This window comes from Pelosinus sp. sgz500959 (assembly GCF_042610375.1).
Taxonomy (GTDB): Bacteria; Bacillota; Negativicutes; order DSM-13327; family DSM-13327; genus CTSoil-075.
On the sequence record NZ_JBGJZL010000001.1, the window covers coordinates 319,107 to 345,176 of the forward strand.

Consider the following 26,070-nt stretch of genomic DNA (forward strand, 5'->3'; position numbering starts at 1 on the left):
CAAAAAGGCGTTGTTATTTACTACTAGTTAATATTCCCTTGTAATCATCGGAGAACCAATTGTTACATATGTACGATGATCATATTGGCTATAGTGCATTGCAATATTCAAATTGATGCGTTTATCACCAATTTGTAAATACTCAGCAATCTCTGGAGTGAAACCAGTATAACTAGCAAAATCTTCGGTCTCAAGTTGATCTATATTCTTTGCATGAGTGATTTCAATGGCATTTTGCAAAGAATGACGCCACTCTCCGTCCCTTAGTTTACCATCAAGCCAGCCTATCAAGCAAGTGTTAATCTGTGGTGAATGACCATTTTTTTTAGTAATACTCGCAATTTTTTCTTGTATGTGTTTGACTGAAATATTTTCATCATCTTTAGCTTCAATATTAATTACAAGATATCCTTCTGATCCTCCTGCCAGAGATCCTGAAGAAAGAATTTGAGCAACCGCTAAAACGTGAACCATAGGATCGATCATCTCTGCTTGGACAATATGATGTTTTTTTCCTTGTTGATGAGTTACTTGATATTGCAAGGTATTAATCCCTAATTCTTTCATTACCTCGTGCACAATATCCTCCAGTTGATCATCATTAAGCTGCTCATTCGGCAATTTAACCCACGCATGTATACTCCATTCTTCTACCTTTGCTCCTGTCGCTAGCATGGCTGCATGCAAGGGTTCATAAGAGCTAGCTGCAGGTACATGCTTCACTGGAGCTAATAAAAAAATAAATGAACATACAATTGCAATTATCATTTTATAAAGAAAACTTTGCTTACGCCAAACCTTAGTCCAAGCAAAAGCTTTAAATTTTACCATTTTTCCATCCCCTACGTAAGAATAATATGATAGTTATAAAATTATTCTTACCAATTATTAGGGACGGTATACAATGGAAAATAGAGTAAAAAGCAGCAAACTGACTTGTTCAGTTTGCTGCTTCTTTTATTTTTGATGTTTATTTCCAACGGTTAAACGGGTTATAGCGCGTTTGAGAGCCGCTTCGGCTCTGGCCACATCGATTTTTTCCCGATCTCCACGCAAGAGACTTTCGGCACGTTCTTTAGCTGATGCCGCTCGTGCAATATCAATTTCATCAGGCAATTCAGCACAATTGGCTAAGATCGTGATTTTCTCAGGTTGCACCTCAATAAACCCATTGCAAACAGAAATTTGCATTTCCCCGCTATCAGTGATAATTCGCAATGGCCAAATCACTAATGCAGCAACGAGAGCAGCATGCCCTGGTAAAATACCAATGTCACCAGAGGTTGTGCGAGCAATAACCATATTCACATCTTCGGAATAAACCAATTTCTCGGGGGTAACAATATCAAGCCTAATCGTTTTAGCCATTTATTATTCTCCCTTCATTGTCCGGGCCTTTTCAACCACTTCATCAATGGAACCAGCCATATAGAAGGCAGCTTCTGGCAGTTCATCATGTTTACCATTTAGAATTTCTTTAAAACCACGAATGGTTTCCTTCAGCGGTACATATTTACCAGGAGTTCCAGTGAAGGCTTCAGCCACGAAGAATGGCTGACTTAAGAAACGCTGCATTTTACGCGCTCTTGATACAGTCAGCTTGTCTTCATCAGACAATTCTTCCATACCCAAGATGGCAATAATATCTTGCAATTCTTTGTAACGTTGCAGTACTTCTTGTACACCCCGCGCTACTTGATAATGTTCTTCACCGATAATGTTAGGGTCAACAATTCTGGAAGTAGAATCAAGAGGGTCAACGGCTGGATAAATACCAAGCTCAGCAATTTGACGCGACAATACGGTTGTTGCATCAAGATGAGCAAAGGTTGCTGCAGGAGCTGGATCTGTCAAGTCATCGGCAGGTACATATACGGCCTGTACGGAAGTGATCGATCCTTTTTTCGTAGAAGTAATACGTTCCTGCAATGCCCCAACATCTGTTGCAAGTGTAGGTTGATAACCAACGGCTGAAGGCATACGTCCTAGAAGTGCAGACACTTCAGAACCAGCTTGAATAAAGCGGAAAATGTTATCAACGAAGAAAAGTACGTCTTGTCCACCCACATCGCGGAAGTATTCAGCCATGGTAAGACCCGTCAAAGCAACACGCATACGAGCACCAGGCGGTTCATTCATCTGACCATAAACTAGAGCAGTTTTTTCGATAACACCAGATTCCTTCATTTCCATCCACAAGTCATTACCTTCCCGCGTACGCTCACCAACGCCAGCGAATACGGAATAGCCGCCATGTTCAGTCGCAATATTACGGATTAGTTCCATGATGAGTACAGTTTTACCTACACCAGCGCCACCAAACAAGCCTATTTTACCACCTCGAGAATAAGGTGCAATCAAATCAACAACTTTAATGCCAGTCTCTAAGATTTGAGTTGCCGTCTCTTGTTCTTCAAAGGACGGTGCAGGGCGATGGATTGGCCAATGATCTTCAGCTTCAACTTTAGCCTCATTCAGATCAACAGGATTACCCAGTACATTAAATACCCGGCCTAATGTACCTTTCCCTACGGGAACTTTAATGGGAGCCCCGGTATCTACAGCCTGCATACCTCGCGTCAAACCATCAGTGGAGGACATGGCTACGCAACGAACGACATTGTCGCCAAGATGTTGCATAACTTCTACGATGAGACTAATCTCTACCTCAGTGGATTTATCGGCAATCTTGACGGAATTATAAATGGCAGGTAGTTGTTCCGGGGGGAATTCAATATCAACCACAGGTCCAATTACCTGTATTACTTTGCCTGTATTCAAAGGGTTCCCCCTCCTTGTTCTAGTATTTTACTTGAGCGCCTCGGCGCCGCCCACAATTTCAGAAATTTCCCGAGTAATGGTGGCCTGACGAATCTTATTGTAATTGAGAATCAATTTAGCAATTAATTCTTCCGCATTTTCTGTAGCCGCACCCATCGCAGTCATTCGTGCACCTAGTTCACTGGCTGCTGATTGCAGTAAAGCTCCATAAATAATGCTTTGTAAATATTGAGGCAAAAGAAACTTGAGTACTTCTTCTGCAGAAGGTTCAAAAATGTATTCTTGATGTTCTTTGGTCGTTGATATATTTCCAATTGGCAAAAGCTTTACACTTGTTGGCGTCTGGGTCAGTGCTGAATGAAATTTGGTATACACCAAATGAATTTCATCATAGACGCCTGCCGTAAATCCTTCAGCTAAAGAATTCGCAATTGCAATCGCATGCTGATAAGCAGGTTTTTCAGAAAAACCTGTATATTCTTCCGCTACAGTATAGCCACGCCGCTTGAAATAATCTCTGGACTTACGTCCAACAGTAATCAAACTTACATTTTCTTTGCCTGCAATTTGCGTTATTACTTCTTTAATGACATTTGAAGAGTAAGCTCCAGCCAAACCTTTATCAGCACTCATCACCAAATAAGCAACACGTTTAACCTCTCTGACTTCAAGCAATGGATGAGCAGCATCCGGCGCACCATTTGCTACACTCGACAACACTTGCAGAATTTTTTCAGTATAAGGCTGACTGGTGATTGCTTTTTCTTGGGCTTTACGCAGACGAGCAGCAGCAACCATTTTCATGGCTTTTGTGATTTGTTCAATACTCTTTACGCTTTTTATGCGACGGCGTATATCCTGTGCATTAGGCATCTATATCACCTCGCCGTTTTATCAGATGTAATAAAGGTATCTTTAAACTCTTTAATGGCTTTCTTTAACACATCTTCAGTCTCTTTACTGAGCACTTTTGTATCTCTGATGGCCTGACCAATCTCAGCATAGTTCGTCCGCACAAATTTGATAAAATCACTTTCAAATTTAGCCACATCTCCAAGTTCAATATCATCTAGGAAACCATTAATGGCTGTATAGATGACAATGACTTGTTCATCAACGATCATAGGTGAATACTGAGGTTGCTTTAACACTTCCATCGTACGCTGACCACGATCAAGAGATGCTTTTGTGGCTTTATCAAGATCTGAACCAAACTGAGCAAATGCCGCCAATTCTCGGTACTGAGCCAAGTCAAGACGAAGACGTCCAGCAACTTGTTTCATCGCTTTAATTTGCGCCGAACCACCTACCCGAGATACTGAAAGCCCTGCATTAATTGCCGGACGAATCCCAGAATAGAACATTTCACTTTCTAGGAAAATCTGACCGTCTGTAATAGAAATTACATTGGTCGGAATATAAGCGGATACGTCACCAGCGAGGGTTTCAATAATCGGCAGTGCCGTAATGGAGCCACTCCCCAGTTCCTTGGATAGTTTTGCTGCACGTTCCAATAAACGAGAATGTAGATAAAATACATCCCCAGGATAAGCTTCGCGACCTGGTGGGCGACGAAGAAGAAGGGACATCGCACGATAAGCTACTGCATGTTTCGATAAATCATCATATACGCACAGTACATGGCCACCTTTATACATAAAGTATTCGGCCATGGATACACCAGCATAAGGAGCCAAATATTGGAGTGGCGCACTGTCTGAGGCAGCAGCAACAACAACAATGGAATATTCCATTGCACCATTTTCTTCAAGGGTATGTACAACTCGGGCTACTGTAGATGCTTTTTGACCAATGGCAACATAAACGCAAATCACGCCTTGTCCCTTTTGGTTCAAAATGGTATCAACAGCAATTGCAGTCTTACCAGTACCACGGTCACCAATAATAAGTTCACGCTGTCCGCGGCCAATTGGAACCATGGAATCAATTGCTTTTAAGCCTGTTTGCATTGGTTCATGAACCGATTGACGGTCAGCAATGCCTGGCGCTGGGTATTCAACTGGACGAAATTCAGTAGTAAGGATTGGGCCTTTGCCATCAATCGGTTGCCCTAGAGCATTGACAACACGGCCAACCATGGCTTCGCCAACTGGCACTTGCATGATGCGGCCAGTACGACGCACTGTATCGCCTTCCTTGATGAGCGTTTCCCCACCAAGAAGTACCGCACCGACATTATCTTCTTCTAAATTGAGTACCATACCATATACTTCGTGAGGAAATTCTAAAAGTTCTCCCGCCATAGCTTTTTCTAAGCCATGAATACGGGCAATTCCATCTCCCACTTCAATAACAGTACCAACGTCATCAACATTCAGATCAACTTGATAGTTTTCGATCTGTGCTTTGATGATCGCCGTTATTTCTTCTGGTTTCATTTTCATAGACAGTCCGTCACCTCAATTCCTGTCACTTCAGTATTTAAGAGGGTATTTTTTAGTGTTTCTAATTGGCGCACTACGCTGCCATCAATTAATTTGTCACCGATCTTAACAATGACTCCACCAATGATGGTTTTGTCGATCTGGGTTTTTAAGATGATTTTTTTGCCTGTAACCAAACCCAGTTTATTAATAAGAGCAGTCTGTTGGTCAGATTCAAGCGGCATGGCTGTCGTCACCTGGGCCTCCACAATATTGCGTGCAACATTGGCCAGCTTTACATATTCACGAATAATGCCTGGCAAAATAGTTTCCCGCCGTTTATCAACAAGAAGCATCAAAAATTTAAGAACAAAATCTACAACCTCTTGCCCAAAAATTTTACTTATTGTTTCTTTTTTAGCTTGTGCCAAGACTCGTGGATGATAGATCAGGGTAGATAAGTCACTGTATGTATTAATCTGACTCTCTATCATTGTTAATTCAGTCTCTACTTGATCCAATAAGTTTTTCTCGGCAGCCAGTTCAAAAATGGCCTGAGCATATTTGATAGCTAACTGATTTGCTAGCATGGCAGGCCACCGATTTTTTGACCGTCAAGTTGTTCTATAAAATTAGAAACTAAACTTGCATTGGTTTCAGTATCAATATTTTTGTCAATAATTTTAGCAGCGGCTGCCATAGAAAGCATTACCACTTCAGTTTTAATTTCAGCTAACGCACGTTCACGTTCTCGAGCAACTTCTGCTTGTACATTTTTCAAAATGCGCGAACTTTCTAAACGTGCCTCTTTTAATATTTCTTCCTTCGTCTCTTCTGCCAATTTCTCAGCTTTCTCAACGATAGCCTGAGCCTGGGCACGAGCGTCTGATAATTGTTGCTGATAGCTAAGCTTTAACTTTTCAGCTTCCTGTCTCTCACGTTCTGCCGAGTCAATGCTATCTGCAATTTTATTTTGACGATCTTCCAAGGCTTTCATTAATGGCTTATAGGCAAATTTAGTTAAAATTCCAACTAAAATCAGAAAGTTTACAATCTGCGCTATAAGTGTCCCATTCAATTCAACCAATGACGGCACCTCCTTTTTGCAGCGAATAAGACAGTTACTGGCATTTTCTTCTGCCAGCAACCTGAGTAAACCATTATTTCAAAAATGGATTTGCAAATACGAGCACGATGGCGATAACGGCCGCAATAATTGGAATCGACTCAATCAAACCTACGGAAATAAGCATATTAACCAAAATAGTACCTTTAGCCTCAGGTTGTCTAGCCATCCCCTCAATTGCTTTTGCAGTGACAGCACCGTCACCAATACCAGCACCAATTGCAGCCAAACCAATGGCCAAGCCTGCCCCAATCACAGAGGCAGCAATAATAATTGCGTGTTCCACAGTAAAATCCTCCTTAAAAATTAAATTTTATTAGAATGCCTAAGGTTTTGTATCCAAACTAATTCCTAGTGATGACCATCAGCAAGTGAATTAGAAAGATATGATATTGATAGCATCGTAAATATGAACGCCTGCACAACACCGACAAACACACTAAATGCCAACCAGGCTGTCGGTACTACATACGGTACTAACATGCCAAGGATCAGTAACAAGATTTCGCCAGCTAGAATATTACCAAATAAACGGAAAGATAAGGTAATGGGCTTAGCGACTTCTTCAATGATGTTAATAATGACAAATGGTATGTATGGTTCAAAAAAATGTTTGAAATACCTTACAGGCCCTTTATTCATTATGCCTAAGACATGTACAATGATTACAACCATTAAGGCTAGTCCTAATGTGGTATTGAGATCAGCCGTTGGTGATGTCATACCTGGTATCAACCCCAGCTCATTTCCCACTGCTAAAAACAAAAACAAGGTAATGACTAGCGGTGCTAGCTTTCTGCCTTTAGGTCCCATATTTGCATCAATTTGTTCCAGTAATGCATCCATAACCATTTCCAGAAAATTTTGCCAGCCTTGTGGTCTTAGTTGTAATTTTCGCGTTGCAAGCACTGCCAATACAATGATGATTGCCATGGTAATCCAAGTCATTATCAATGTATCAAGATGAAATGTCATACCTGCAAAATGAGCTAATTTGTGAGATCCAATCTCATGCCCCCCACCGTGTTCCATATTATCCCCCTCCTTCCTGCTATATTCTTATGACAAAATGTCTGTAAACAGGCATTTATATCTATATTATCGGCTAGAAATAAAAAAACTTTTTATAATAAGCAGGCTAGCATTTAATATGCCGACGACCTGCAATGAAAACAATCCAATAACAGCTGATAAAAAATCAAGGGATGGTATTTTGATTGATAAGAATAACATAAGAACTACAAAAGCAAGGCGCATCAACCAACCTATTCGCATGTACGATATGGCTTTAGGAACAGACATAGTTGCACTTTTATTGATGCGATAACACATGAGTAAGAAATAGATCATACTCGTCATAATACCCATTATTAATCCTGGAATTCTCCAATCTTGATTTAAAAAATAAGCCCCACTACAGATGAGCGCGCCCCATAGGAGGATGTGTAGCAATGTTCGCTTAATCTCAATGACATACTCCTGCATATGCGTAATAGAAAGTGGCTCCCTCTCTATTTTCCTCCCATTATTTTTTTATATGTGGTATAAAGGCCTGTAATCATACCCAGTACAATACCGCCAATCGTAGCCCACGGTTGACTACCAAAATATCCATCAATTAATCTACCCAAAAAAATACCTGCTATGATTGAGGATACCATATAAAAACCAACTGTTGTTGCTGTCTGTAAGCCATCAAACAATTCTTTATAATCCTTCTGCATGTGTTTACCTCAAAATAATATACACGGCATATTATTACTGGAATATTTCGAGAATTACTTTTAACTTATTATTCCTATTTTTTTTAATATTATTTAATGTTACATGAAAAATGAAGGCAAGTAATGCCAATTTATAAAGAGCATCATACAACAACTTCCTATTTGTTTTCGCCAAATAATAGGAAATTCCTGCAATATCCCCCTAGAGGGCTCTAGAATATTTATACCGTTATCAACTAAAAAAAGCTAACTATTTTCCCCCTCAATCAAAACTATTTTATTCCCAATGAAGCAATAATGTCGGACTCTGATTTTTATCAAAAGAGTTCTTATGTAAAGATACTCTAAGATTTCTGTATACACTGTGATCTATATCAATTTTTATAAAAAAACGGCCTTTAATTTTTATTAATAAGCTATTTTTTCTTAAAAATCGATCTCTAGATAATAATGATTTTATATAAAAAACAGCCTTTCTACCATTTTGTGTAATTAAAAACAGCAATTTGTACTTAAAGTAATTACAATTTTTTCTTAAAAAGCAATAAGTTGTAGAAAAACCCCTTAAATAGATTGGTTATTCACCACACCTACTTAAGGGGTTCTCAATTTATATTTTACAGTGTCCAAACTGATCAGGTTTTTCTTTTAAAAAACCATATTTCCACAGAATGGTCTCTACAATACGCCGTGCAGCTTGTCCATCACCATAAGGATTGCAGGCATTTGCCATGCGATCATATTCACTTCGATCAGCAAGAAGTAACTGAGCTTCATGATAGACTCGCTCTTTATCAGTACCAATCAATTTGACAGTACCAGCTTCAATCGCTTCAGGCCGTTCAGTGGTATCTCGTAATACTAATACTGGTTTACCAAGAGCCGGCGCTTCTTCCTGTACACCACCAGAATCCGTCAGCACTAAATAAGAACGGGCCAATAAATTGGCAAAAGGTTCATACTCCAGGGGATCAATTAATCTAACTCGTTCTATACCACCCAGTTCACTCTCCACGACTTCACGAACAAGAGGGTTCCTATGTACGGGAAAGACAATTTCTACATCTTCAAATTCTGTAACGAGCTGCCTAAGAGCTTGATACACATGGCGCATAGGTTCACCAATGTTTTCCCGGCGATGAGTTGTAACGAGTATAATCCTTTTCTCATCATAATTAATGTTTTCCAACATTTCATCAGCAAAGGTATAGTCCTTATTAACAGTCGCTAAGAGAGCATCAATGACTGTATTGCCTGTAATAAACGTCGTTTCCTTTGGGACAGCCTCAGTCAGTAAATTTTCCTGGGCTGTTGGAGTCGGAGCAAAATGCAAATCTGTCAACGATCCTGTTAATTTGCGATTCATTTCTTCTGGATATGGCGAATGTTTATCATGTGTCCGTAGTCCAGCCTCAACATGACCAACTGTTGTTTGATGGTAAAAAGCGGCCAATGCCCCAGCAAAAGTAGTCGTAGTATCTCCATGTACTAACACAATGTCAGGTTTTTCTATAGTAAGCACTTCGTTCAGACCTTGCATCGCCCGACAAGTAATATCAAATAAAGTCTGCCCCTTAGACATAATATCCAAATCATAATTAGGCACAATATTAAATAAATTAAGAACCTGATCAAGCATTTCTCGATGTTGGGCGGTAACAGCTACGATCGGCTCGATATACTCAGGATATTTACTCAGTTCTAAGACAACAGGTGCCATTTTAATAGCTTCTGGACGTGTTCCAAATACTGTCATTACTTTTATACGTGACATGTCGATACTCCCCTTCAATTCACTTTAAAGTGTACAAAATACAAGAAAGTGTTATGCTTTCTGATTACGCTAAAAATAGGCGAGCATAGCGCCCGCCCATCACTTACATTCAATGACTTTCAACCGACTTCGTCGCTTTGAGTACACCAATTTTTCTAGCACCGATACAGGCAATACTGAGCAAAACAACAACAATCAGTATACCAAAGGATTTATTAACCTCCGTCAACGCGATCGCACTAAGTCCAAGGCAACCACTTATGACGTACATGAGCAACACTGCTTGTTTTTGTGTTAAACCCATTTCTAATAATCGATGATGCAAATGTCCTTTGTCTGGTTTAAAAATAGGACGTCCACTCATATAACGTCGGATAATAGCAAAGGCAGTGTCTAGGATTGGCAATCCTAAGGCCACAATTGGCACAATGAGGGCAATTGTCGCCGCACTTTTCACAGCACCAAGAATGGATATCGCAGCTAACATATAGCCTAAGAACATGCTGCCCGTATCACCCATGAAAATTTTTGCTGGGTTAAAATTATGTTGCAAAAATCCGAGTGCACTACCAGCGAGTGCAGCTGTTAAAATTGCAACCGTCCAAAAATTCTGTTGCAACGCTACTAACAAAATAGTTACGGCCGCGATTGTCGATACCCCTGCCGCTAACCCATCAAGGCCATCAATCAAATTCACAGTATTGGTCAAGCTGACTACCCATAAAATGGTCAAGGGAATGGCAAAATAATCTACATATAACATATCTCCAAAAGGATTCGTTAACCAATCAATTCGAATATCAAACATTACCAATACAACTGCTGCCACAATTTGACCTAATAACTTGACTTTAGCAGGCAATGGTTTTAAATCATCAATAATACCAACGATGAGAATGACCGTACCACCTACTAATAAACCCATAATTTCACGACTAATATACATACTCGCGAGTATGGACAAAACAAATCCCGCATAAATTGCAAGACCTCCCATACGTGGGATGGGTTTAGTATGCACCTTGCGGTCATCAGGTGCATCTAACGCACCTATTTTAGTCGCCAAATCTTTTACCTGCGGTGTTACAAAGTAAGCAACCGCTAAAGCAATCGTAAACGCTACAATATATGTCTGCATAATTCAGCACCTCATTTCTACACAACAAACTCATTTTACCTCATGGTAACACGCCTGTCAAACGGATTATTTATGCCTCTTCATCCTTTTTAGGCATGTGTACAACTTCCATATCAGTCGCTAATGAAAACCAGTCGGTATGGGCATGATAATCCCTAGAATATACCACTTTTTTTATACCAGAAGTGATAATGAGTTTTTGACATTCTGGACAAGGCTTGTCCGTACAGTACAAAGTCGCACCTTGCCGTTCATCTGGCGTACACTCTAATATGGCATTGGGTTCGGCATGAATACAACGAATGCAATGTCCTTCGAGCATGGCACATCCTTCATCAAGACAGTGAGGCAACCCAGCTGGACTTCCATTATACCCCGTCCCCTTAATTCTCTTGTCTTTGACAACGACCGCTCCAACCGCCCGGCGCAAACAAGTACTGCGGCCAGCCACTTCATGAGCAATATCTAGAAAATATAAATCCCAATTTTTTCGCATCCTTATCTCCTCAGTAATTATTTCATATTTTTTGTAAATAGATGTACCTTTTTTTTATTATATGTGATATTCTAAAAAATACAATAATTTAAACTATCTAATCTCTATACTATCTAAATTTTACTATTTTCATCAGGAGGAATCAACTATATGAAAGAATTATTAGACCTTTTAGAAAAAGATTATAGGCAATCGCCTGAAGAAATGGCGCTTATGCTCAATCGACCTGCAACAGAAATCAGTGCCCTCATCGAAAAATTTCAAGATGAGCAAATCATCGTCAAATATCAAACTATCATTGACTGGGAAAAAGCTGGCGTTGATCGAGTGACCGCTGTTATTGAAGTAAAAATCACTCCTCAAAGAGAAGTTGGATTCGATGCCATTGCTGAACGTATCTATCGCTATCCTGAAGTACGCAGTGTTTATCTGATGTCTGGTTCTTATGACCTTTCAGTTGCTGTAGAAGGAACGAGTTTAAGAGAAGTTGCTGACTTTGTTTCAACAAAGCTCTCAACAATTGACGGTGTTGTCAGTACAACTACGAACTTTATGTTAAAAAAATATAAATATGCTGGCGTCATCATTAATGATCAAGAAGAAGAGCATCGGTTGGTGGTGTCACCATGACTTGGTCTGACCGTATATCACCAGCTGTAAAATCAATCCCCCCCTCAGGTATCAGACGTTTTTTTGATATTGCAGCCGAAATGAAAGGGGTTATCTCTCTAGGAGTCGGCGAACCTGATTTTGTTACGCCATGGCATATTCGCGAAAGTTGTATCTATGGACTCAACCGCGGCTACACCTCCTATTCATCCAATGCTGGTCTCCTCGAACTTCGAGAAGAAATTTGTAAATCTTTATATCAAGATTATCAAGTTACCTATAATCCTCGCACAGAAGTATTAGTGACTGTCGGAGTCAGCGAGGGTCTTGATTTGGCCATGCGTGCCCTCTTAAGCCCTGGAGATGAAGTCTTAATCCCAGAACCCTGCTATGTATCTTATAAGTCCTGTGTTACGCTAGCAGGCGGTGTTGCTGTTCCTGTCGCCACTACTATGGAAAATGAATTTCGTATTACAGCCGGGGAGTTAGAGGCTTTTGTGACCCCTCATACAAAAATTCTCCTGATTGGTTATCCTAATAATCCGACTGGCGCGATTATGAGTCGCGATGACTTAGCCGAGATTGCTCTTTTTGCTAAGAAGCATGATCTGATTGTCATCTCCGATGAAATATATGCCAAACTAACCTATGATGGTACACACACCTGTTTTGCAAGTTTACCGGATATGGCAGAACGCACCATTGTACTCAATGGTTTTTCTAAGGCCTATGCCATGACAGGTTGGCGTATTGGCTATGCAGCATCGAACCCAGACTTCATTGCTGCCATGACAAAGATCCATCAGTATACTATGCTCTGTACTCCGATTACAGCGCAGGTTGCTGCCATAGAGGCTCTCAAACGGGGAGAAAAAAATGTAGAGCAAATGACAGCTGAATATAATCAGCGCCGTCGTCTAATACTAGAAGGTTTCCGCAAAATGGGTCTAGATTGTTTCGAACCCAAAGGAGCTTTTTATCTATTTCCATCAATAAAAAATACCGGACTCACATCACTACAATTTGCTGAACAACTTCTTCAAGCAGAAAAAGTAGCTTTGGTGCCAGGCGATGCCTTCGGCGAAAGCGGTGAAGGTTTCATCCGCTGTTCATACGCTACATCTACTGCTAATATTAAAGAAGCTCTCTTACGTATTGGGCGCTTTGTTGAAAGTATCAAACATCGCTGATGATAGCAAAAAAGACCTGACAATGTCAGGTCTTTTTTGCTATCATCAAATATCGATAAATGTATCCAAAGGTGCATTTGGCATGAGCATTGGCGTTACTAAGTCTTCGTGAGGAATTTTAACGACAATCACGCTTGCTTTATCACTAGCAAGAGCTACAGATAAAACCTGAATGAATTCTTCCTGAGTCGTAGCCAAATGACCTTCAATGCCAAAAGCTTTGGCAAAGTAAACAAAATTCACTTCTGCCGGTGCCAGCGTAGCACTATAACGTTGATTATAGAATACGTGCTGCAGTTGGCGAACCATTCCTAAACAACTATTATCGACAATAATTGTAATAAGCGGCAAATTTTCACTTGCAACAGTAAATAACTCACAACCCGTCATCTTAATTCCAGCATCACCTACAATGCAAATGACTCGTTTATCAGGAGCAGCCAATTGGGCACCAACGGCTGCTGGCAAACCAAATCCCATGGTCCCCAAACCTCCTGAGGTAATCCAAGAGCGAGGTGTCTTGAGACTTAAATTTTGCGCCGCCCACATTTGATGCTGTCCTACATCAGTAGTAAAAATAAAAGGTTGACCAGCCGTCGCCTCCGACAATGTCCTAAGCATCCATGGCGCAGTCAAAATTTCAGTGTGATGATCGATTTTAAATTGCTCTTGCCATTCTTTAATCATCTGCCACCACTGAGTTGCAGTTCCCTCCTGAACACGTTCATTCAAAATAGGTAACAACTCTTCTAAATTACCAGACAAACCAATATGAGATGCAATATTCTTATCAAGTTCAGCAGGGTCAACATCAATATGAATGACCCTTTTTCCTTCAGCATAAATTAATTTGTTATTGGTAACCCGATCACTAAATCGACTGCCAATGGCAATGACGACATCAGCGCCATGGATAGCATGATTGGCAACCTTACTCCCATGCATACCTGTCATTCCTAAAAATTGCGGATGATCCGAAGGAAAAACTCCAAGTCCCATGAGTGTACTGACGACAGGAACACCCAGTTTTTCAGCCAAGCGAATCACTTCGTCTGGGATTGCCTCAGAAACTGCACCCCCACCTACAATCAAGACTGGCTGTTTGGCTGCACCAATAACAGTCACTGCTTTATCAATCAAAGTACGACCAAGATCTGATAATTCTCTTTTGATTTTTGGGGCAGTTTTTTCATTCTGAGGTACAAACTCAATGATAGCTGTTTGAATATCACTTGGTATATCAATTAACACTGGCCCTGGCCGTCCAGAACGAGCGATAGAAAATGCAGATCGTATAATTTCTGGCAAAGCATCAGCCTCTTTGACCAAAAAATTATGTTTCGTAATCGGCATAGTGATCCCATAGATATCCACTTCTTGAAAAGCATCTGCACCAATTAAATTTGTGGGAACCTGACCAGTGATGACCACAAGAGGAATGGAATCCAAATAAGCATTTGCCAAGCCAGTGACCAAATTCGTTGCTCCTGGCCCACTCGTCGCAATACATACACCGGTCTGCCCATTGGCCCGTGCATAACCATCAGCCGCATGTATAGCTCCTTGTTCATGAGCTGTTCTAATATGACGTAGAGGACTATCATAAAGAGCATCATAAAATGGCAAAATGCGTCCACCTGGATAACCAAAAACAGTATCTACTCCTTCTTCTAGTAAACATTGTATAATCACATTGGCACCCGATATTTTCATACTAAACACCTCCTTGAATCATAAGATGCTAACCTAATTGGGCTTCGATTAATCCCGCCATTTCATCAGTGCTGACTTTAGTTGCACCAGATTTATATAAGTCAGCTGTACGATACCCTTCAGCAAGAACTTTATCTACGGCTTGTTCAATTTGTTCTGCAAGCTCAGGCGCTCCGAGAGAATAACGAAGAAGCATAGCAGCAGACAAAATAGTCCCCACTGGATTAGCCAGACCTAGACCTGCAATGTCAGGAGCTGATCCGTGTATGGGTTCATAGAGTCCAGTTCCATTACCAAGACTTGCTGACGGCAACATTCCAATGGATCCAGTTAAAACGGCAGCTTCATCACTCAAAATATCACCAAACAGATTATTCGTCACAATGACATCAAACTGTTTAGGTGCCAACACTAACTGCATTGCACAGTTATCAACATACATATGTTTAAGCTGAATATCAGCATATTCACTAGCGACTTGATTGACTGTTCTTCGCCATAATCTTGATGTTGCCAGTACATTGGCTTTATCCACTGATAATACTTGTTTTTTCCGCAATTGAGCTGCTTGGCAAGCTAAGTGCATAATACGACTGACTTCAGGTACGGTATAAACTTCAACATCTGAAGCTTGTTCAATGCCGTCAATGATTTCCGACTCACATTTTTGTCCATAATAAATGCCGCTGCTCAACTCTCTTACTAACAAAATATCAACCCCATAAATGGCTTCTGCTTTAAGGGGAGAATATTCAATCAATGCTGGCGACACTCGAACAGGGCGTAGATTGGCATATAAGCCTAATTCTTTACGCAATCCCAAAATAGCCTTTTCTGCCCTAATTTCTGGCGGAACATGATCCCATTTTGGACCACCAACAGCTCCTAGTAGTACGGCATCAGCTTGTTTTGCAGCCCGAATGACCGAATCCGGTAGCGGAACTCCATATTGATCAATGGCAGCACCACCAGCTAACTGTTTTTCATAAGTTAAGGTTAAACCAGCCTTATTTGTTACTCTCTCCAATACCCTTATAGCAGCGGAGGTTATTTCTTCACCGATCCCATCACCTGGGATGATTACAATATGTTTTTTACTCATGTTCATTCCCCTTTTGCGTACTGAATCAAATGTCTACCAGGACTGAAGATTCCTATTTAGTTTGACGTTCTATATTGATCACTCTAATTTATTTACTAATAGTAGTTTTGAGGACGGTTCCTGTTTTTGGAAATAGTTTTTGACTTGAATTCATATGAATTCAAGTCAAAAACTTTCCCTTAGTTACTCACAAGAACCGTCCCTTAGTTACTCATTATAAACATAAAGAAATAGTTTATTTACAGTTAACTTTATTTTTTCAGCCAACTCATCATGCCACGTAATTCTTTACCGACTGTTTCAATTTGATGCTCAGCTTCGCGACGGCGAGTTGCCAAGAATTGCGGACGATTAGCTTGATTTTCCAAGATCCAATTTCTTGCAAATACACCTGTTTGAATTTCAGTCAATACTTTTTTCATTTCTACTTTTGTTGCATCTGTCACGATACGGTTACCAATCATATAGTCACCATATTCAGCTGTATCACTGATCGAATAACGCATTTGGGCCATACCGCCTTCATACATTAAATCTACAATCAATTTCAATTCATGCAAACATTCAAAATAAGCAATTTCTGGTTGGTAGCCAGCTTCTACTAATGTTTCAAAACCTGCTTTTACTAAAGCTGTCGCACCGCCACAAAGTACTGCTTGCTCACCGAACAAATCTGTTTCTGTTTCTTCTTGGAAGCTTGTTGTCAATACGCCTGCACGAGTTCCGCCAACACCCCACGCATAAGCAAGGGATAAAGCCTCTGCTTGGCCACTTGCATCTTGGTATACAGCTTTCAAGCAAGGTACTCCGCCACCTTCAACAAATACACGACGGACTAAATGTCCTGGTCCTTTAGGCGCAACCATGAATACGTCAGCATCAGCTGGTGGAATGATTTGATTGAAATGTATATTGAATCCATGAGCAAAAGCAAGAGCTGCTCCTGGTTTTAAGTTAGGTGCAATTTGTTCATTGTAAATTTTAGCTTGTTTTTCATCTGGAAGAAGAATCATGACGATATCAGCCGCTGCTACAGCTTGAGCAACTTCCATAACTTCTAAACCATCTTTTTGAGCTTTTTCCCAAGACTTACTGCCTTTATATAAACCAACAGTGACTTTCACACCATTATCATGCAAATTCAGGGCATGAGCATGACCTTGGCTACCATAACCAATGATGGCCACCGCTTTATCTTTAATTAATTCTACCTTAGCATCTGTGTCATAATACATTTTACTCATAGTAATAATCTCTCCTCATATCCATTTAAATTTTTTATTTTAACTGCCCCTGTTTTTGCTACCTTCACCATTCTGCCCCAAAAAGCCGATTGGTATGACTCACGATAAGGAGCGGCTTACCGCTTTTTTAACAACCACAACTAGAGAATCTTCTGGTAATCGCCAAATAAGGCACCAGCTTCATTTTTCTCTTTTTGATAAATACTGTTGCTTCCTCGTTGTAGACCAACAACACCAGTACGGATCATTTCGAGTATCCCATAAGATGTAAGGGCATGAATCAACGCTTCCGTATTACTTTCGCCACTTGTGATTTCAACAATGAGAGCTTCCTCTGATATATCTACAATTTTTGCTCCAAAGGTTTCGGACAATTGCAATACTTCAAGTTGCTCTGCTCTGCTGGCTTTAACTTTTATCATGGCCGTATCCCTTACGACCGCAGCATTACCAGGCAAAAATTCCACTGCACGCACTTCAATCAATTTTTCCAATTGCTTAGCAACCTGCGTGACCATGGATTCGCTCCCCTTCATAACCGCAGTAATACGAGAATATTCCGGGACATGAGTAGCACCAACTGCCAAACTCTCAATATTAAAACCACGTCTAGCAAACATCCCAGCCACTCGCACCAACACACCTGGCTGATTAAGCACTAAAATTGATAATGTATGCTCCACCGTGATTCCACCCCCTATTCATGATTATCGTTCTACGACCCCGGCGAAAATTCTATTGTAACGTTGTAACATTTTCAACCTATTCCATTGTACACGAACAAAACCATCTTTTGCAACTACATTCGGTAACATTTTAGGTCATTATACCAATCAAACGCAAATAATTGCAAGATAATTTTACTACTGCATCATTTTTTCAGTAAAAAAAAGAAACACTAAATAGTTAGTGCTTCTTTTTTATGAATCTTTATCTTTTACTTTGTACCAAAAATTCGATCACCAGCATCACCAAGGCCTGGAATAATATACCCATGATCATTCAAATATCCATCAACGGCTGCCGTATAAATCACTACATCAGGATGCTCTTCATTTACAAGGCGTACACCTTCAGGTGCAGCAACTAAACACATCAGTTTTATGTATTTTACCCCTTTACTTTTGAGTAAAGTAATGGCGCTAGCAGCCGAACCGCCAGTGGCAAGCATCGGATCAATCAAGATAAAATGCCGTTCCGCTACATCATTTGGAAGTTTACAGTAATATTCTACAGGCAGCAATGTTTCAGGATCACGGTATAAACCAATATGTCCAACTTTTGCTGTTGGAATGATTCGAATGATACCGTTGACCATCCCAAGTCCCGCCCGTAAAATCGGCACAATTCCTAATTTTTCACCTGCTAATACATTACATTTCGCTTTAACCAGAGGCGTTTCAATTTCAACCTCCATAAGAGGTAAGTCACGAGTAATCTCAAATGCCATCAGCATGGAAATTTCCTCTAATAATTCACGAAATTCTTTTGTACCTGTATTCACATCACGGATGATGGATAGTTTATGTTGAATTAAAGGATGATCAATCACTTTTATTTCCACGATATGATCAACTGCCTTTCTTTACTGCTTTAAAATCGATGGCTCAAGCGTATAAAGGATGTTTTTTGCATAAATCCGCAATCATGTTAACGGCCTGCTCTTGAACCTCACTATCCGTTGGATGATTGAGAACCATTCCAATAATATCACCGACAATCTCCATATCAGCATCCTTCATTCCACGACTGGTAAGAGCTGCCGTCCCAAGACGAATACCACTTGTAACAAATGGACTTGCCGGATCGAAAGGAATGGAATTTTTATTAACTGTCACACCTATTTTATCGAGTAGTTTTTCAGCATCTTTACCCGTAATATTTTGCGAACGTAAATCCACTAAGATCAGATGATTATCTGTACCACCTGAGACTAAGGTAAAGCCATTTTTCACTAATTGTTTTGCAAGAGTATCAGCATTTTTTACAATTTGCTTTTGATACATCGCAAATTCCTCTGTAAGAGCTTCTTTGAAAGATACAGCTTTCGCAGCAATCACATGCATTAATGGACCGCCTTGCATACCAGGAAAAACGGCTTTATCAACAATAGGAGCCAGCTCAGCGCGACACATAATGACGCCACCGCGAGGTCCACGCAGCGTTTTATGAGTCGTTGTTGTAACAATATCAGCATGTTCAATTGGAGAAGGATGAAGACCTGCTGCTACAAGCCCTGCAATATGAGCCATATCAACCATAAATAAAGCTCCAACTTCTCGAGCGATTTCACCCATGCGGGCAAAATCAATTATGCGCGGATAAGCACTCGCACCAGCTACAATCATTTTAGGACGATGCTCTCTTGCCAGTCTAGCAACTTCATCATAATTGATCAAATGAGTCTTTTCATCTACACCATAAGGCACAATATTAAATAATTTACCTGATACATTGACAGGGCTACCATGAGTCAAATGTCCGCCATGAGCCAAGTTCATGCCAAGGATGGTATCGCCTGGTTTTAAAAAGGCAAAATAAACTGCAGTATTGGCTTGAGCACCTGAATGCGGCTGTACATTCGCATGCTCAGCACCAAAAATCTTTTTCACACGGTCAATCGCAAGTTGCTCAACAACATCTACATGCTCACAACCACCATAATAACGACGTCCTGGATAACCTTCTGCATACTTATTCGTCAAAACAGATCCTTGCGCTTCCATAACAGCTTCACTGACAAAGTTTTCAGATGCAATTAACTCCAATTTATTTTGCTGTCTGTGCAGTTCTAGTTTAATCGCTTCAGCGATTTCCGGATCAAAATTAGCAAGTTTAGTCATGTATGATTTCCTCCATATACCTTTTAATTATTATATACAGCCCGCGGTCCACCAATGAGTTTAGGCCGAGTACGAGCTGCTATCACAAATGCTTGTCCAATCATTTTGTGCGTTAAACGCAAGGGTACAGCCACAGCTTTAAGATGCATGCCAATCATCGTGCCACCAATATCGAGCCCAGCATGTGCGCAGATATTCTCTACAACGACAGGTTGATTGAAATCACTCATTGCTTGGGCACCTAGAGCACCACCTGCTTTTGGAATCGGCACGACCATCACTTGGTCCAAATGATAAGTACGAGCGGCTTCCTCTTCAATCACCAAAGCTCGATTTAAGTGTTCACAACACTGTACAGCTAGATATATATCATTTTGACTACATACCTGTCGCAAGCTATCTAAAATAACCTCAGCTACACTCGTAGAGCCTGCTGAACCAATCGTAGCACCAATGACTTCACTTGTACTACATCCTACAACGAGAATCTGACCCGGACTCATTTTGGCCATCTCCAATAATTCCGTTGCGATATGGGTTGTTTGATTTTTTAGCAAGGTCAGGTCAACATTCATCAGATTACCTCCTTATGCTTCAAGCTGGGAGATTTTATCTACTCTGCGCCCATGACGACCGCCAGCAAATTCAGTTTCTAACCAAGTTGAAACAATCATGCAAGCCAAACCTGGGCCAATGACTCTCTCGCCCATTGTTAAAATATTGGCATCATTATGTTCTCTTGACATTTGGGCCGAAAATACATCATGACAAAGAGCAGCACGAATACCTTTTATTTTATTGGCCGCAATACTCACACCAATGCCTGTCCCACAAATAATAATGCCACGGGTGCATTCCTTGTTCACGACTGCTTGTGCGACTTTTTGAGCAATTTCAGGATAGTCGATTGATTCTGCCGAATAGGTACCAAAATCCTGAAACTGGATATTTTGTTCAGTAAACATTTTTTTTATTTCTTCTTTTAAATTAAAACCACCATGGTCACTACCAATTGCAATTAACATCTTTATCCTCCAACTACTTTATTGGTTATTTATTGGTCATTTTTCGCTATTTAATTCTCTTTTCCTGCAAAAACTATAATTTTCCTAATGAAATTCCACTATTTTTTTATCATTTTTACAATTAATAACAAAAAGTCCCTTATTAGAATGACATTCTTCTTTTTCTCCGTCAGCAACGGACAGACGACCGCCTCACTCAGCCACAATTACATCATACTCCAAAATAGATGCAATCCTAAGAAAATGAGTACAATTCCTCCCATCAGTTCAGCACGCTTACCAATATAACGACCAGCACGATGCCCTAATGTTAGACCTAGCACAGCAATCACAAAAATGACAATTCCTAATATAAAACTTAATTTAACCAAATTTACATCAAGCATCCCCATGCTAAAACCAGCAGCTAACGCATCAATACTGACACTTGTCGCCAATAACAACAGGGAAACGCCCTGCAAAGGATGAGGTTTATTTTCATCAGGCTGGGAATCAGCCAAATTTTCTTTAATCATATGTATACCCAAACCAGTTAATACAAGGGCTCCTAATACATTAGCCCAATTTTGCATCGCCATCATAGGGTATTGAACATGATCAACCCCCACCTGCTCAACGACTGCCCCAAGAAAATGCCCTATATTATAACCTGCTAAGATAAGTACAATATGAAATATTGAAAAGGTAATCGCTGCGCGAAAAACAAGGGAAAATCTCATGGGATTCATACCAATGGGAATGGCCACTGAAAATAAATCTGTCCCTAAAGCGATACTTAAAACCACTAATTCCATATTACTCACTACCCCACCTCCACAGCTCATATATATGTGGAGAGAATAGGAGATATGTTAAACTTTGATAATTTTATAGCCACTTGCCTTACGCAAGCGATTCATGACAGCGAGTCCCAAACCTTGTTCATCAATGCCTTCGGCATAAATGACATCAACCGAATAATCATCAAAACTACGTAGGGCTGTATATAAATTCGCAGCAATTTCAGCGGTTTGCCCACGTTGGCCGTAGATAGCCACAATAAGATTTTCAGGCAGACGTTGAGCGGTCTCTGCAGAAACAATCGCACCGACTGTTTTGCCCATCTCTAATGCTCTTTGGATCTCTTCTAACATAAAGTCCTCAATCCTAGAATATCTACCTTCAAATAAGACCATGGGAGCGCTAGGAGCATAATGAGTATATTTCATACCTGGCGACTTTGGCGCACACTCTACGCTACCACCGAGAGTAGGGTCAATTTCAATTTCTCCTAAAGTTTCTATGAGCATTTCCACGGTAATTCCACCAGGTCTCAGTAAGGTGGGTACAGGAGTCGTGCAATCTACAACTGTTGACTCCACGCCAATATAACAATCCCCCCCGTCAACCACTCCATCAATACGTCCTTCAAGATCAGAGAGAACCGCTTGGGCACTGGTTGGACTTGGGCGTCCTGAAGTATTGGCACTGGGCGCAGCAATAGGTACACCAGCTAAAGAAATCAGCTGACGAGCTACTTTACTCCCAGGCAAACGTACAGCAACAGTATCGAGACCTCCTGAGATAATATCAGGCACAAGCCTAGACCTCTCAAGTACTACTGTAAGAGGTCCAGGCCAATATGTATCCATTAATACTTGGGCGTTTGCTGGAATACTAGTAACGAGCGGCACTAATTCCTCTTGATTTGCAATATGTAAAATCAAAGGATTATCAGAAGGTCTGCCCTTAGCTTTATAAATTTTCGCAACTGCTTCGCTATCAAGGCCATTCGCTCCTAGCCCATATACGGTTTCTGTAGGAAAAGCTACTAAGCCACCTTGTTTCAGTAGTCTAGCAGCTTCTTCCATCATTTTTAGATCAGGTTCATCTTTATCCACAACGAAATATTTCGTTTGCATAGTTAATCCTCACTTTGTAACTCAATCCGTTGAATTAAGCATTATTGTTGACAACACTCTTTACTTTTGAGTCAATACAACAACTCTTTCAATCCCGCCATAATCCTTCACAATCTCACTGACAGTGAAAAAACCACCTTCTTCAGCAAGATTTGCAACTTGCTCTGCCTGTCCAATCCCAACTTCCAGCGCAATAAAACCACCAGTTGCCAAATAAGTTGGTCCTTCATGAATGATACGTCGATAAAAATCAAGCCCGTCCTTACCACCGACTAAAGCCAAATTAGGTTCTTGTCTAACTTCAGGAGTCAAACTTACCATATCATCTTCTGGAATGTAGGGCGGATTGGATAAAATAGCATGAAAGATTTGCCCCTTCACAGGAGCAAATAGATCTCCCTGGCAGAAAGTAAGGCGCTCAGTCACTCCATGTTTTTCAGCATTGCCTCTTGCAACCATGATAGCTTCTGGAGAAATATCAACAGTAACAGCCTTAGCCGACTGTAAGTTTGCTAGCATGCTGATGCAAATTGCGCCGCTTCCTGTCCCAAGGTCTAATAGTTGAGGACTGTCAACTGTTGCTAACATTTTCAGCGCCGTCTCCACTAAAATCTCCGTGTCAGGTCTTGGAATCAAGACAGCAGGCGTGACTTCAAAATCTAGTCCCATAAACTCTCTTATACCTGTAATATAGGCTACAGGCAAACGAGCAGCTCGCTTTTTGACAGCTGCACGAAAAGCTGCTAATTCTCCACTTTCTAAGGGTTGATCAAAATGTACATATAAATAGATACGATCTTTTCTTAAAATATGGGAAAGCAGTACTTCGGCATCAAGACGTGGATTTTCCACGCCTTTTTCACCGAAGTACTGCCGAGTCCAATTTAAAATTGTATCAATTCGCCACACTTCTTTATTGTTTTTCATCTTAGTCAACCTGCTGCATACGTTTACTTTGATTTGTAGCAATCAAAGCATTAATAATTTCATCGAGATCGCCATTGAGTACAAAATCCAGTTTATGCAAGGTTAAACCAATGCGATGATCAGTCACACGTCCTTGAGGGAAATTGTAGGTGCGAATTCGTTCACTACGATCACCTGTCCCGACCTGACTTTTGCGTTCTTCAGCTTGCTCAGCTTGCTGTGCTTCTTGTGCCATTTCTAACACCTTAGATCTCAAAACGCGCATACACTTGTCTTTATTCTTCATTTGGGATTTTTCATCTTGGCATTGAACAACAATCCCTGTAGGTAAATGAACAATTCTGACTGCTGACTCGGTTTTATTAACATGCTGTCCGCCAGCACCACTCGCACAATAAGTGTCAATCCTAAGATCATTTTGATTAATCACTACATCGACTTCTTCTGCTTCAACAAGTACAGCAACAGTCACCGTAGAGGTATGGATTCGTCCGCTTGATTCAGTGGTCGGTACACGTTGTACACGATGAACACCACTCTCATATTTCAAGCGGCTATAAGCACCATCACCATCAATTACAAAGACAACTTCTTTAAAACCTCCTGAATCAGGAGCATTGGCATCAAGTAATTCTGTACGCCAACCATGGTCATCAGCATAACGAGTATACATACGAAATAAATCCCCAGCAAATAAGGCAGCTTCATCACCACCTGCTCCACCACGAATCTCAACAATCACACTTTTTTCATCATTAGGATCTTTGGGTAATAACAAGATCCGCAATTCTTCATTAATAATTTCAGCTTTCGCTTTTAGTTCTGATAACTCAGCCGTAACCATTTGCCGAAAGTCATTTTCTAGCTTCTCACCAAGCATTTCAAGAGCATCTGCAATACCTTGGTTGACTTCTTTTTGCTCACGAAATTTGGCTACGATCGGTGTTAATTTCGAATGAGCTTTCGTATGTTTTTGCCATTCTACCATATTCGCCAGAACAGAAGGATCACTAATGAGATTTTCTAGCTCAGTATGTCTATCTTCAATGGCTTGTAATTTATCGAGCATGATTATTACTCCTCTAAAAGAGTCTGTCAGAAAAAGGTTCATATAGCACCTGTCTTATCTATGAACCTTTTTCTTCAGCCTCTAACATTTTGTTTATTTTTATTGTACAGGACGAGCTGCTTCTAAAGCTTTAATCGCCACTTCGATTTGATCATCACTAGGTTCTCGTGTCGTTAACTTTTGCAATAATAGCCCTGGGCCAATTGCAAACTGAACCCATGCGGCCTCACTCTTGCCCGCAAAACGAATGATTTCATAGGCAAGGCCTGCCACGACTGGCATGAGTACAATACGAGATACAATACGAACCCATAACTCTGGCCAACCTAAAAAAGCAAATATAATAATACTAACAATCATCACAATGAGTAAGAAATTGGTACCGCAGCGTGGATGCAAAGTGCTATAGGTACGCACATGCTCAACATCTAGAGGTACACCAGCCTCATAAGCGTGAATGGTTTTGTGTTCAGCGCCATGATATTCAAAAACTCGATGAATATCTTTCATCTTAGAAATTGCCATAATATACGCTAAAAAAATAGCAAATCTAAGTACACCCTCCAGTAAATTGAGGAGCCGAGGATCTGTCACAGCGCTATGAATATATTTTGCCGTATAAGTCGGGATAATAACAAACAACAGAATCGCGAGTCCCAACGAAAACATCATTGTAAGAGCAATTTCTTTATTGGATAACTCTTCCCCTTCTTCACCAGCTGCTTGAGCTGAAAAGGACAAGGCTCTAAGTCCCTGTACTAAGGACTCAACCAAAGCAACGACTCCTCTTATCATTGGTTTTTTCAAAATAGGATACCGATTACTAATCGGTGTGAAAGACTCTGTTTTAACTAGAATTTCACCTGATGGTTCTCGAACGGCTGTAGCAATAACACCTGGGCCCCGCATCATAACACCTTCGATCACTGCTTGCCCGCCAATGCTCACTTTAGGTTTCACGGTATCCCCTCCTTTTATATAGCAAACAAACGTGCGCCTTCTGGCTTCATTAAAAGCATATTTT

The 26,070-nt window shown here is 40.6% G+C and carries 29 protein-coding genes; 2 read left to right on the plus strand and 27 right to left on the minus strand.

The window, feature by feature from the left end:
* Positions 1-27: 27 nt before the first annotated feature.
* The 14 genes from ACAN52_RS01325 to ACAN52_RS01390 form a co-directional block, all read right to left on the minus strand.
* Positions 28-831, minus strand: coding sequence for a YwmB family TATA-box binding protein (locus ACAN52_RS01325; RefSeq protein ID WP_378951051.1), 804 nt, complete (start codon positions 829-831; stop codon positions 28-30).
* A 126-nt stretch (positions 832-957) separates the two neighbouring features.
* Positions 958-1,368, minus strand: a complete 411-nt coding sequence (locus ACAN52_RS01330; protein WP_378951054.1) for a F0F1 ATP synthase subunit epsilon — start codon at positions 1,366-1,368, stop codon at positions 958-960.
* 3 nt (positions 1,369-1,371) lie between these two features.
* Positions 1,372-2,781: a F0F1 ATP synthase subunit beta gene (atpD, locus tag ACAN52_RS01335; protein ID WP_378951056.1), complete on the minus strand. Its 1,410-nt coding sequence runs from the start codon at positions 2,779-2,781 to the stop codon at positions 1,372-1,374.
* A gap of 27 nt (positions 2,782-2,808) precedes the next feature.
* On the minus strand, positions 2,809-3,654 hold the full coding sequence (gene atpG, locus ACAN52_RS01340) for an ATP synthase F1 subunit gamma (protein WP_378951059.1): 846 nt from the start codon (positions 3,652-3,654) through the stop codon (positions 2,809-2,811).
* 5 nt (positions 3,655-3,659) lie between these two features.
* Positions 3,660-5,186 carry a F0F1 ATP synthase subunit alpha gene (atpA, locus tag ACAN52_RS01345; RefSeq protein WP_378951062.1) on the minus strand — a complete coding sequence of 509 codons (1,527 nt, stop codon included), beginning with the start codon at positions 5,184-5,186 and terminating at the stop codon, positions 3,660-3,662.
* On the minus strand, positions 5,183-5,755 hold the full coding sequence (gene atpH / locus ACAN52_RS01350) for an ATP synthase F1 subunit delta (RefSeq protein ID WP_378951065.1): 573 nt from the start codon (positions 5,753-5,755) through the stop codon (positions 5,183-5,185). The genes atpA and atpH overlap by 4 nt, the downstream gene beginning before the upstream one ends.
* Positions 5,749-6,252: a F0F1 ATP synthase subunit B gene (gene atpF, locus ACAN52_RS01355; RefSeq protein ID WP_378951068.1), complete on the minus strand. Its 504-nt coding sequence runs from the start codon at positions 6,250-6,252 to the stop codon at positions 5,749-5,751. Before atpF ends, atpH begins: the two co-directional genes overlap by 7 nt.
* Positions 6,253-6,325: 73 nt before the next feature.
* Positions 6,326-6,577, minus strand: a complete 252-nt coding sequence (gene atpE / locus ACAN52_RS01360) for a F0F1 ATP synthase subunit C (RefSeq protein ID WP_378951071.1) — start codon at positions 6,575-6,577, stop codon at positions 6,326-6,328.
* Between the two features lie 65 nt (positions 6,578-6,642).
* Positions 6,643-7,323 carry a F0F1 ATP synthase subunit A gene (gene atpB, locus ACAN52_RS01365; protein WP_378951074.1) on the minus strand — a complete coding sequence of 227 codons (681 nt, stop codon included), beginning with the start codon at positions 7,321-7,323 and terminating at the stop codon, positions 6,643-6,645.
* Positions 7,324-7,389: 66 nt separating this feature from the next.
* The gene (locus tag ACAN52_RS01370) at positions 7,390-7,776 is read right to left on the minus strand and encodes an ATP synthase subunit I (protein ID WP_378951077.1); all 387 of its coding nucleotides are present in this window, start codon (positions 7,774-7,776) and stop codon (positions 7,390-7,392) included.
* Between the two features lie 26 nt (positions 7,777-7,802).
* On the minus strand, positions 7,803-8,015 hold the full coding sequence (locus tag ACAN52_RS01375) for an AtpZ/AtpI family protein (protein WP_378951080.1): 213 nt from the start codon (positions 8,013-8,015) through the stop codon (positions 7,803-7,805).
* Between the two features lie 610 nt (positions 8,016-8,625).
* Positions 8,626-9,789 carry a non-hydrolyzing UDP-N-acetylglucosamine 2-epimerase gene (wecB, locus tag ACAN52_RS01380; protein ID WP_378951083.1) on the minus strand — a complete coding sequence of 388 codons (1,164 nt, stop codon included), beginning with the start codon at positions 9,787-9,789 and terminating at the stop codon, positions 8,626-8,628.
* Between the two features lie 109 nt (positions 9,790-9,898).
* Positions 9,899-10,927 (minus strand): glycosyltransferase family 4 protein, encoded by a 1,029-nt coding sequence (locus ACAN52_RS01385; RefSeq protein ID WP_378951086.1) that lies wholly within the window; start codon positions 10,925-10,927, stop codon positions 9,899-9,901.
* A gap of 70 nt (positions 10,928-10,997) precedes the next feature.
* Positions 10,998-11,423: a deoxycytidylate deaminase gene (locus ACAN52_RS01390; RefSeq protein ID WP_378951089.1), complete on the minus strand. Its 426-nt coding sequence runs from the start codon at positions 11,421-11,423 to the stop codon at positions 10,998-11,000.
* Positions 11,424-11,573: 150 nt separating this feature from the next.
* On the opposite strand from ACAN52_RS01390, the gene ACAN52_RS01395 reads away from it, so the two are divergent.
* Positions 11,574-12,053: an Lrp/AsnC family transcriptional regulator gene (locus ACAN52_RS01395; protein WP_378951092.1), complete on the plus strand. Its 480-nt coding sequence runs from the start codon at positions 11,574-11,576 to the stop codon at positions 12,051-12,053.
* Positions 12,050-13,222 carry an aminotransferase class I/II-fold pyridoxal phosphate-dependent enzyme gene (locus ACAN52_RS01400; RefSeq protein ID WP_378951095.1) on the plus strand — a complete coding sequence of 391 codons (1,173 nt, stop codon included), beginning with the start codon at positions 12,050-12,052 and terminating at the stop codon, positions 13,220-13,222. Before ACAN52_RS01395 ends, ACAN52_RS01400 begins: the two co-directional genes overlap by 4 nt.
* A 45-nt stretch (positions 13,223-13,267) precedes the next feature.
* On the opposite strand, the gene ilvB is transcribed toward ACAN52_RS01400, so the two are convergent.
* The 13 genes from ilvB to ACAN52_RS01465 all read right to left on the minus strand — a co-directional run bounded on the left by ilvB (position 13,268) and on the right by ACAN52_RS01465 (position 26,006).
* Positions 13,268-14,935 (minus strand): biosynthetic-type acetolactate synthase large subunit, encoded by a 1,668-nt coding sequence (gene ilvB, locus ACAN52_RS01405; RefSeq protein WP_378951098.1) that lies wholly within the window; start codon positions 14,933-14,935, stop codon positions 13,268-13,270.
* A gap of 28 nt (positions 14,936-14,963) precedes the next feature.
* Positions 14,964-16,037: a 3-isopropylmalate dehydrogenase gene (gene leuB, locus ACAN52_RS01410; protein WP_378951101.1), complete on the minus strand. Its 1,074-nt coding sequence runs from the start codon at positions 16,035-16,037 to the stop codon at positions 14,964-14,966.
* A 251-nt stretch (positions 16,038-16,288) separates the two neighbouring features.
* Positions 16,289-17,281 (minus strand): ketol-acid reductoisomerase, encoded by a 993-nt coding sequence (ilvC, locus tag ACAN52_RS01415; RefSeq protein WP_378951104.1) that lies wholly within the window; start codon positions 17,279-17,281, stop codon positions 16,289-16,291.
* Between the two features lie 140 nt (positions 17,282-17,421).
* Positions 17,422-17,964, minus strand: a complete 543-nt coding sequence (gene ilvN, locus ACAN52_RS01420; protein ID WP_378951107.1) for an acetolactate synthase small subunit — start codon at positions 17,962-17,964, stop codon at positions 17,422-17,424.
* A gap of 254 nt (positions 17,965-18,218) precedes the next feature.
* On the minus strand, positions 18,219-18,845 hold the full coding sequence (gene upp, locus ACAN52_RS01425) for a uracil phosphoribosyltransferase (RefSeq protein WP_378951110.1): 627 nt from the start codon (positions 18,843-18,845) through the stop codon (positions 18,219-18,221).
* A gap of 43 nt (positions 18,846-18,888) precedes the next feature.
* A complete protein-coding gene (glyA, locus tag ACAN52_RS01430) occupies positions 18,889-20,124 on the minus strand; it encodes a serine hydroxymethyltransferase (RefSeq protein ID WP_378951112.1) in 1,236 nt (411 codons plus the stop codon).
* A gap of 23 nt (positions 20,125-20,147) precedes the next feature.
* A complete protein-coding gene (locus tag ACAN52_RS01435) occupies positions 20,148-20,699 on the minus strand; it encodes a TIGR01440 family protein (protein ID WP_378951115.1) in 552 nt (183 codons plus the stop codon).
* A gap of 12 nt (positions 20,700-20,711) precedes the next feature.
* Positions 20,712-21,149, minus strand: coding sequence for a ribose 5-phosphate isomerase B (rpiB, locus tag ACAN52_RS01440; protein WP_378951118.1), 438 nt, complete (start codon positions 21,147-21,149; stop codon positions 20,712-20,714).
* A gap of 206 nt (positions 21,150-21,355) precedes the next feature.
* The gene (locus ACAN52_RS01445) at positions 21,356-21,943 is read right to left on the minus strand and encodes a manganese efflux pump MntP family protein (RefSeq protein WP_378951795.1); all 588 of its coding nucleotides are present in this window, start codon (positions 21,941-21,943) and stop codon (positions 21,356-21,358) included.
* A gap of 57 nt (positions 21,944-22,000) precedes the next feature.
* A complete protein-coding gene (locus ACAN52_RS01450) occupies positions 22,001-23,050 on the minus strand; it encodes an L-threonylcarbamoyladenylate synthase (protein WP_378951121.1) in 1,050 nt (349 codons plus the stop codon).
* A 60-nt stretch (positions 23,051-23,110) separates the two neighbouring features.
* A complete protein-coding gene (prmC, locus tag ACAN52_RS01455; RefSeq protein ID WP_378951124.1) occupies positions 23,111-23,977 on the minus strand; it encodes a peptide chain release factor N(5)-glutamine methyltransferase in 867 nt (288 codons plus the stop codon).
* Position 23,978: 1 nt separating this feature from the next.
* Positions 23,979-25,046: a peptide chain release factor 1 gene (gene prfA, locus ACAN52_RS01460; RefSeq protein ID WP_378951127.1), complete on the minus strand. Its 1,068-nt coding sequence runs from the start codon at positions 25,044-25,046 to the stop codon at positions 23,979-23,981.
* Positions 25,047-25,145: 99 nt separating this feature from the next.
* Positions 25,146-26,006, minus strand: coding sequence for a DUF1385 domain-containing protein (locus tag ACAN52_RS01465; protein ID WP_378951130.1), 861 nt, complete (start codon positions 26,004-26,006; stop codon positions 25,146-25,148).
* Between the last annotated feature and the right edge of the window lie 64 nt (positions 26,007-26,070).

Excerpts from the sequence above, each read along its gene's own strand:
- ACAN52_RS01325 (WP_378951051.1), bottom strand. The coding sequence starts at position 831 with ATGGTAAAATTTAAAGCTTTTGCTTGGACTAAGGTTTGGCGTAAGCAA.
- ACAN52_RS01330 (WP_378951054.1), bottom strand. The coding sequence starts at position 1,368 with ATGGCTAAAACGATTAGGCTTGATATTGTTACCCCCGAGAAATTGGTT.
- atpG (WP_378951059.1), bottom strand. The coding sequence starts at position 3,654 with ATGCCTAATGCACAGGATATACGCCGTCGCATAAAAAGCGTAAAGAGT.
- atpA (WP_378951062.1), bottom strand. The coding sequence starts at position 5,186 with ATGAAAATGAAACCAGAAGAAATAACGGCGATCATCAAAGCACAGATC.
- atpH (WP_378951065.1), bottom strand. The coding sequence starts at position 5,755 with ATGCTAGCAAATCAGTTAGCTATCAAATATGCTCAGGCCATTTTTGAA.
- atpB (WP_378951074.1), bottom strand. The coding sequence starts at position 7,323 with ATGGAACACGGTGGGGGGCATGAGATTGGATCTCACAAATTAGCTCAT.
- ACAN52_RS01370 (WP_378951077.1), bottom strand. The coding sequence starts at position 7,776 with ATGCAGGAGTATGTCATTGAGATTAAGCGAACATTGCTACACATCCTC.
- ACAN52_RS01375 (WP_378951080.1), bottom strand. The coding sequence starts at position 8,015 with ATGCAGAAGGATTATAAAGAATTGTTTGATGGCTTACAGACAGCAACA.
- wecB (WP_378951083.1), bottom strand. The coding sequence starts at position 9,789 with ATGTCACGTATAAAAGTAATGACAGTATTTGGAACACGTCCAGAAGCT.
- ACAN52_RS01385 (WP_378951086.1), bottom strand. The coding sequence starts at position 10,927 with ATGCAGACATATATTGTAGCGTTTACGATTGCTTTAGCGGTTGCTTAC.
- ACAN52_RS01390 (WP_378951089.1), bottom strand. The coding sequence starts at position 11,423 with ATGCGAAAAAATTGGGATTTATATTTTCTAGATATTGCTCATGAAGTG.
- ACAN52_RS01395 (WP_378951092.1), top strand. The coding sequence starts at position 11,574 with ATGAAAGAATTATTAGACCTTTTAGAAAAAGATTATAGGCAATCGCCT.
- ACAN52_RS01400 (WP_378951095.1), top strand. The coding sequence starts at position 12,050 with ATGACTTGGTCTGACCGTATATCACCAGCTGTAAAATCAATCCCCCCC.
- ilvB (WP_378951098.1), bottom strand. The coding sequence starts at position 14,935 with ATGAAAATATCGGGTGCCAATGTGATTATACAATGTTTACTAGAAGAA.
- leuB (WP_378951101.1), bottom strand. The coding sequence starts at position 16,037 with ATGAGTAAAAAACATATTGTAATCATCCCAGGTGATGGGATCGGTGAA.
- ilvC (WP_378951104.1), bottom strand. The coding sequence starts at position 17,281 with ATGAGTAAAATGTATTATGACACAGATGCTAAGGTAGAATTAATTAAA.
- glyA (WP_378951112.1), bottom strand. The coding sequence starts at position 20,124 with ATGACTAAACTTGCTAATTTTGATCCGGAAATCGCTGAAGCGATTAAA.
- ACAN52_RS01435 (WP_378951115.1), bottom strand. The coding sequence starts at position 20,699 with ATGAATGTTGACCTGACCTTGCTAAAAAATCAAACAACCCATATCGCA.
- rpiB (WP_378951118.1), bottom strand. The coding sequence starts at position 21,149 with ATGTTAATTGCAATTGGTAGTGACCATGGTGGTTTTAATTTAAAAGAA.
- ACAN52_RS01445 (WP_378951795.1), bottom strand. The coding sequence starts at position 21,943 with ATGGAATTAGTGGTTTTAAGTATCGCTTTAGGGACAGATTTATTTTCA.
- ACAN52_RS01450 (WP_378951121.1), bottom strand. The coding sequence starts at position 23,050 with ATGCAAACGAAATATTTCGTTGTGGATAAAGATGAACCTGATCTAAAA.
- prmC (WP_378951124.1), bottom strand. The coding sequence starts at position 23,977 with ATGAAAAACAATAAAGAAGTGTGGCGAATTGATACAATTTTAAATTGG.
- prfA (WP_378951127.1), bottom strand. The coding sequence starts at position 25,046 with ATGCTCGATAAATTACAAGCCATTGAAGATAGACATACTGAGCTAGAA.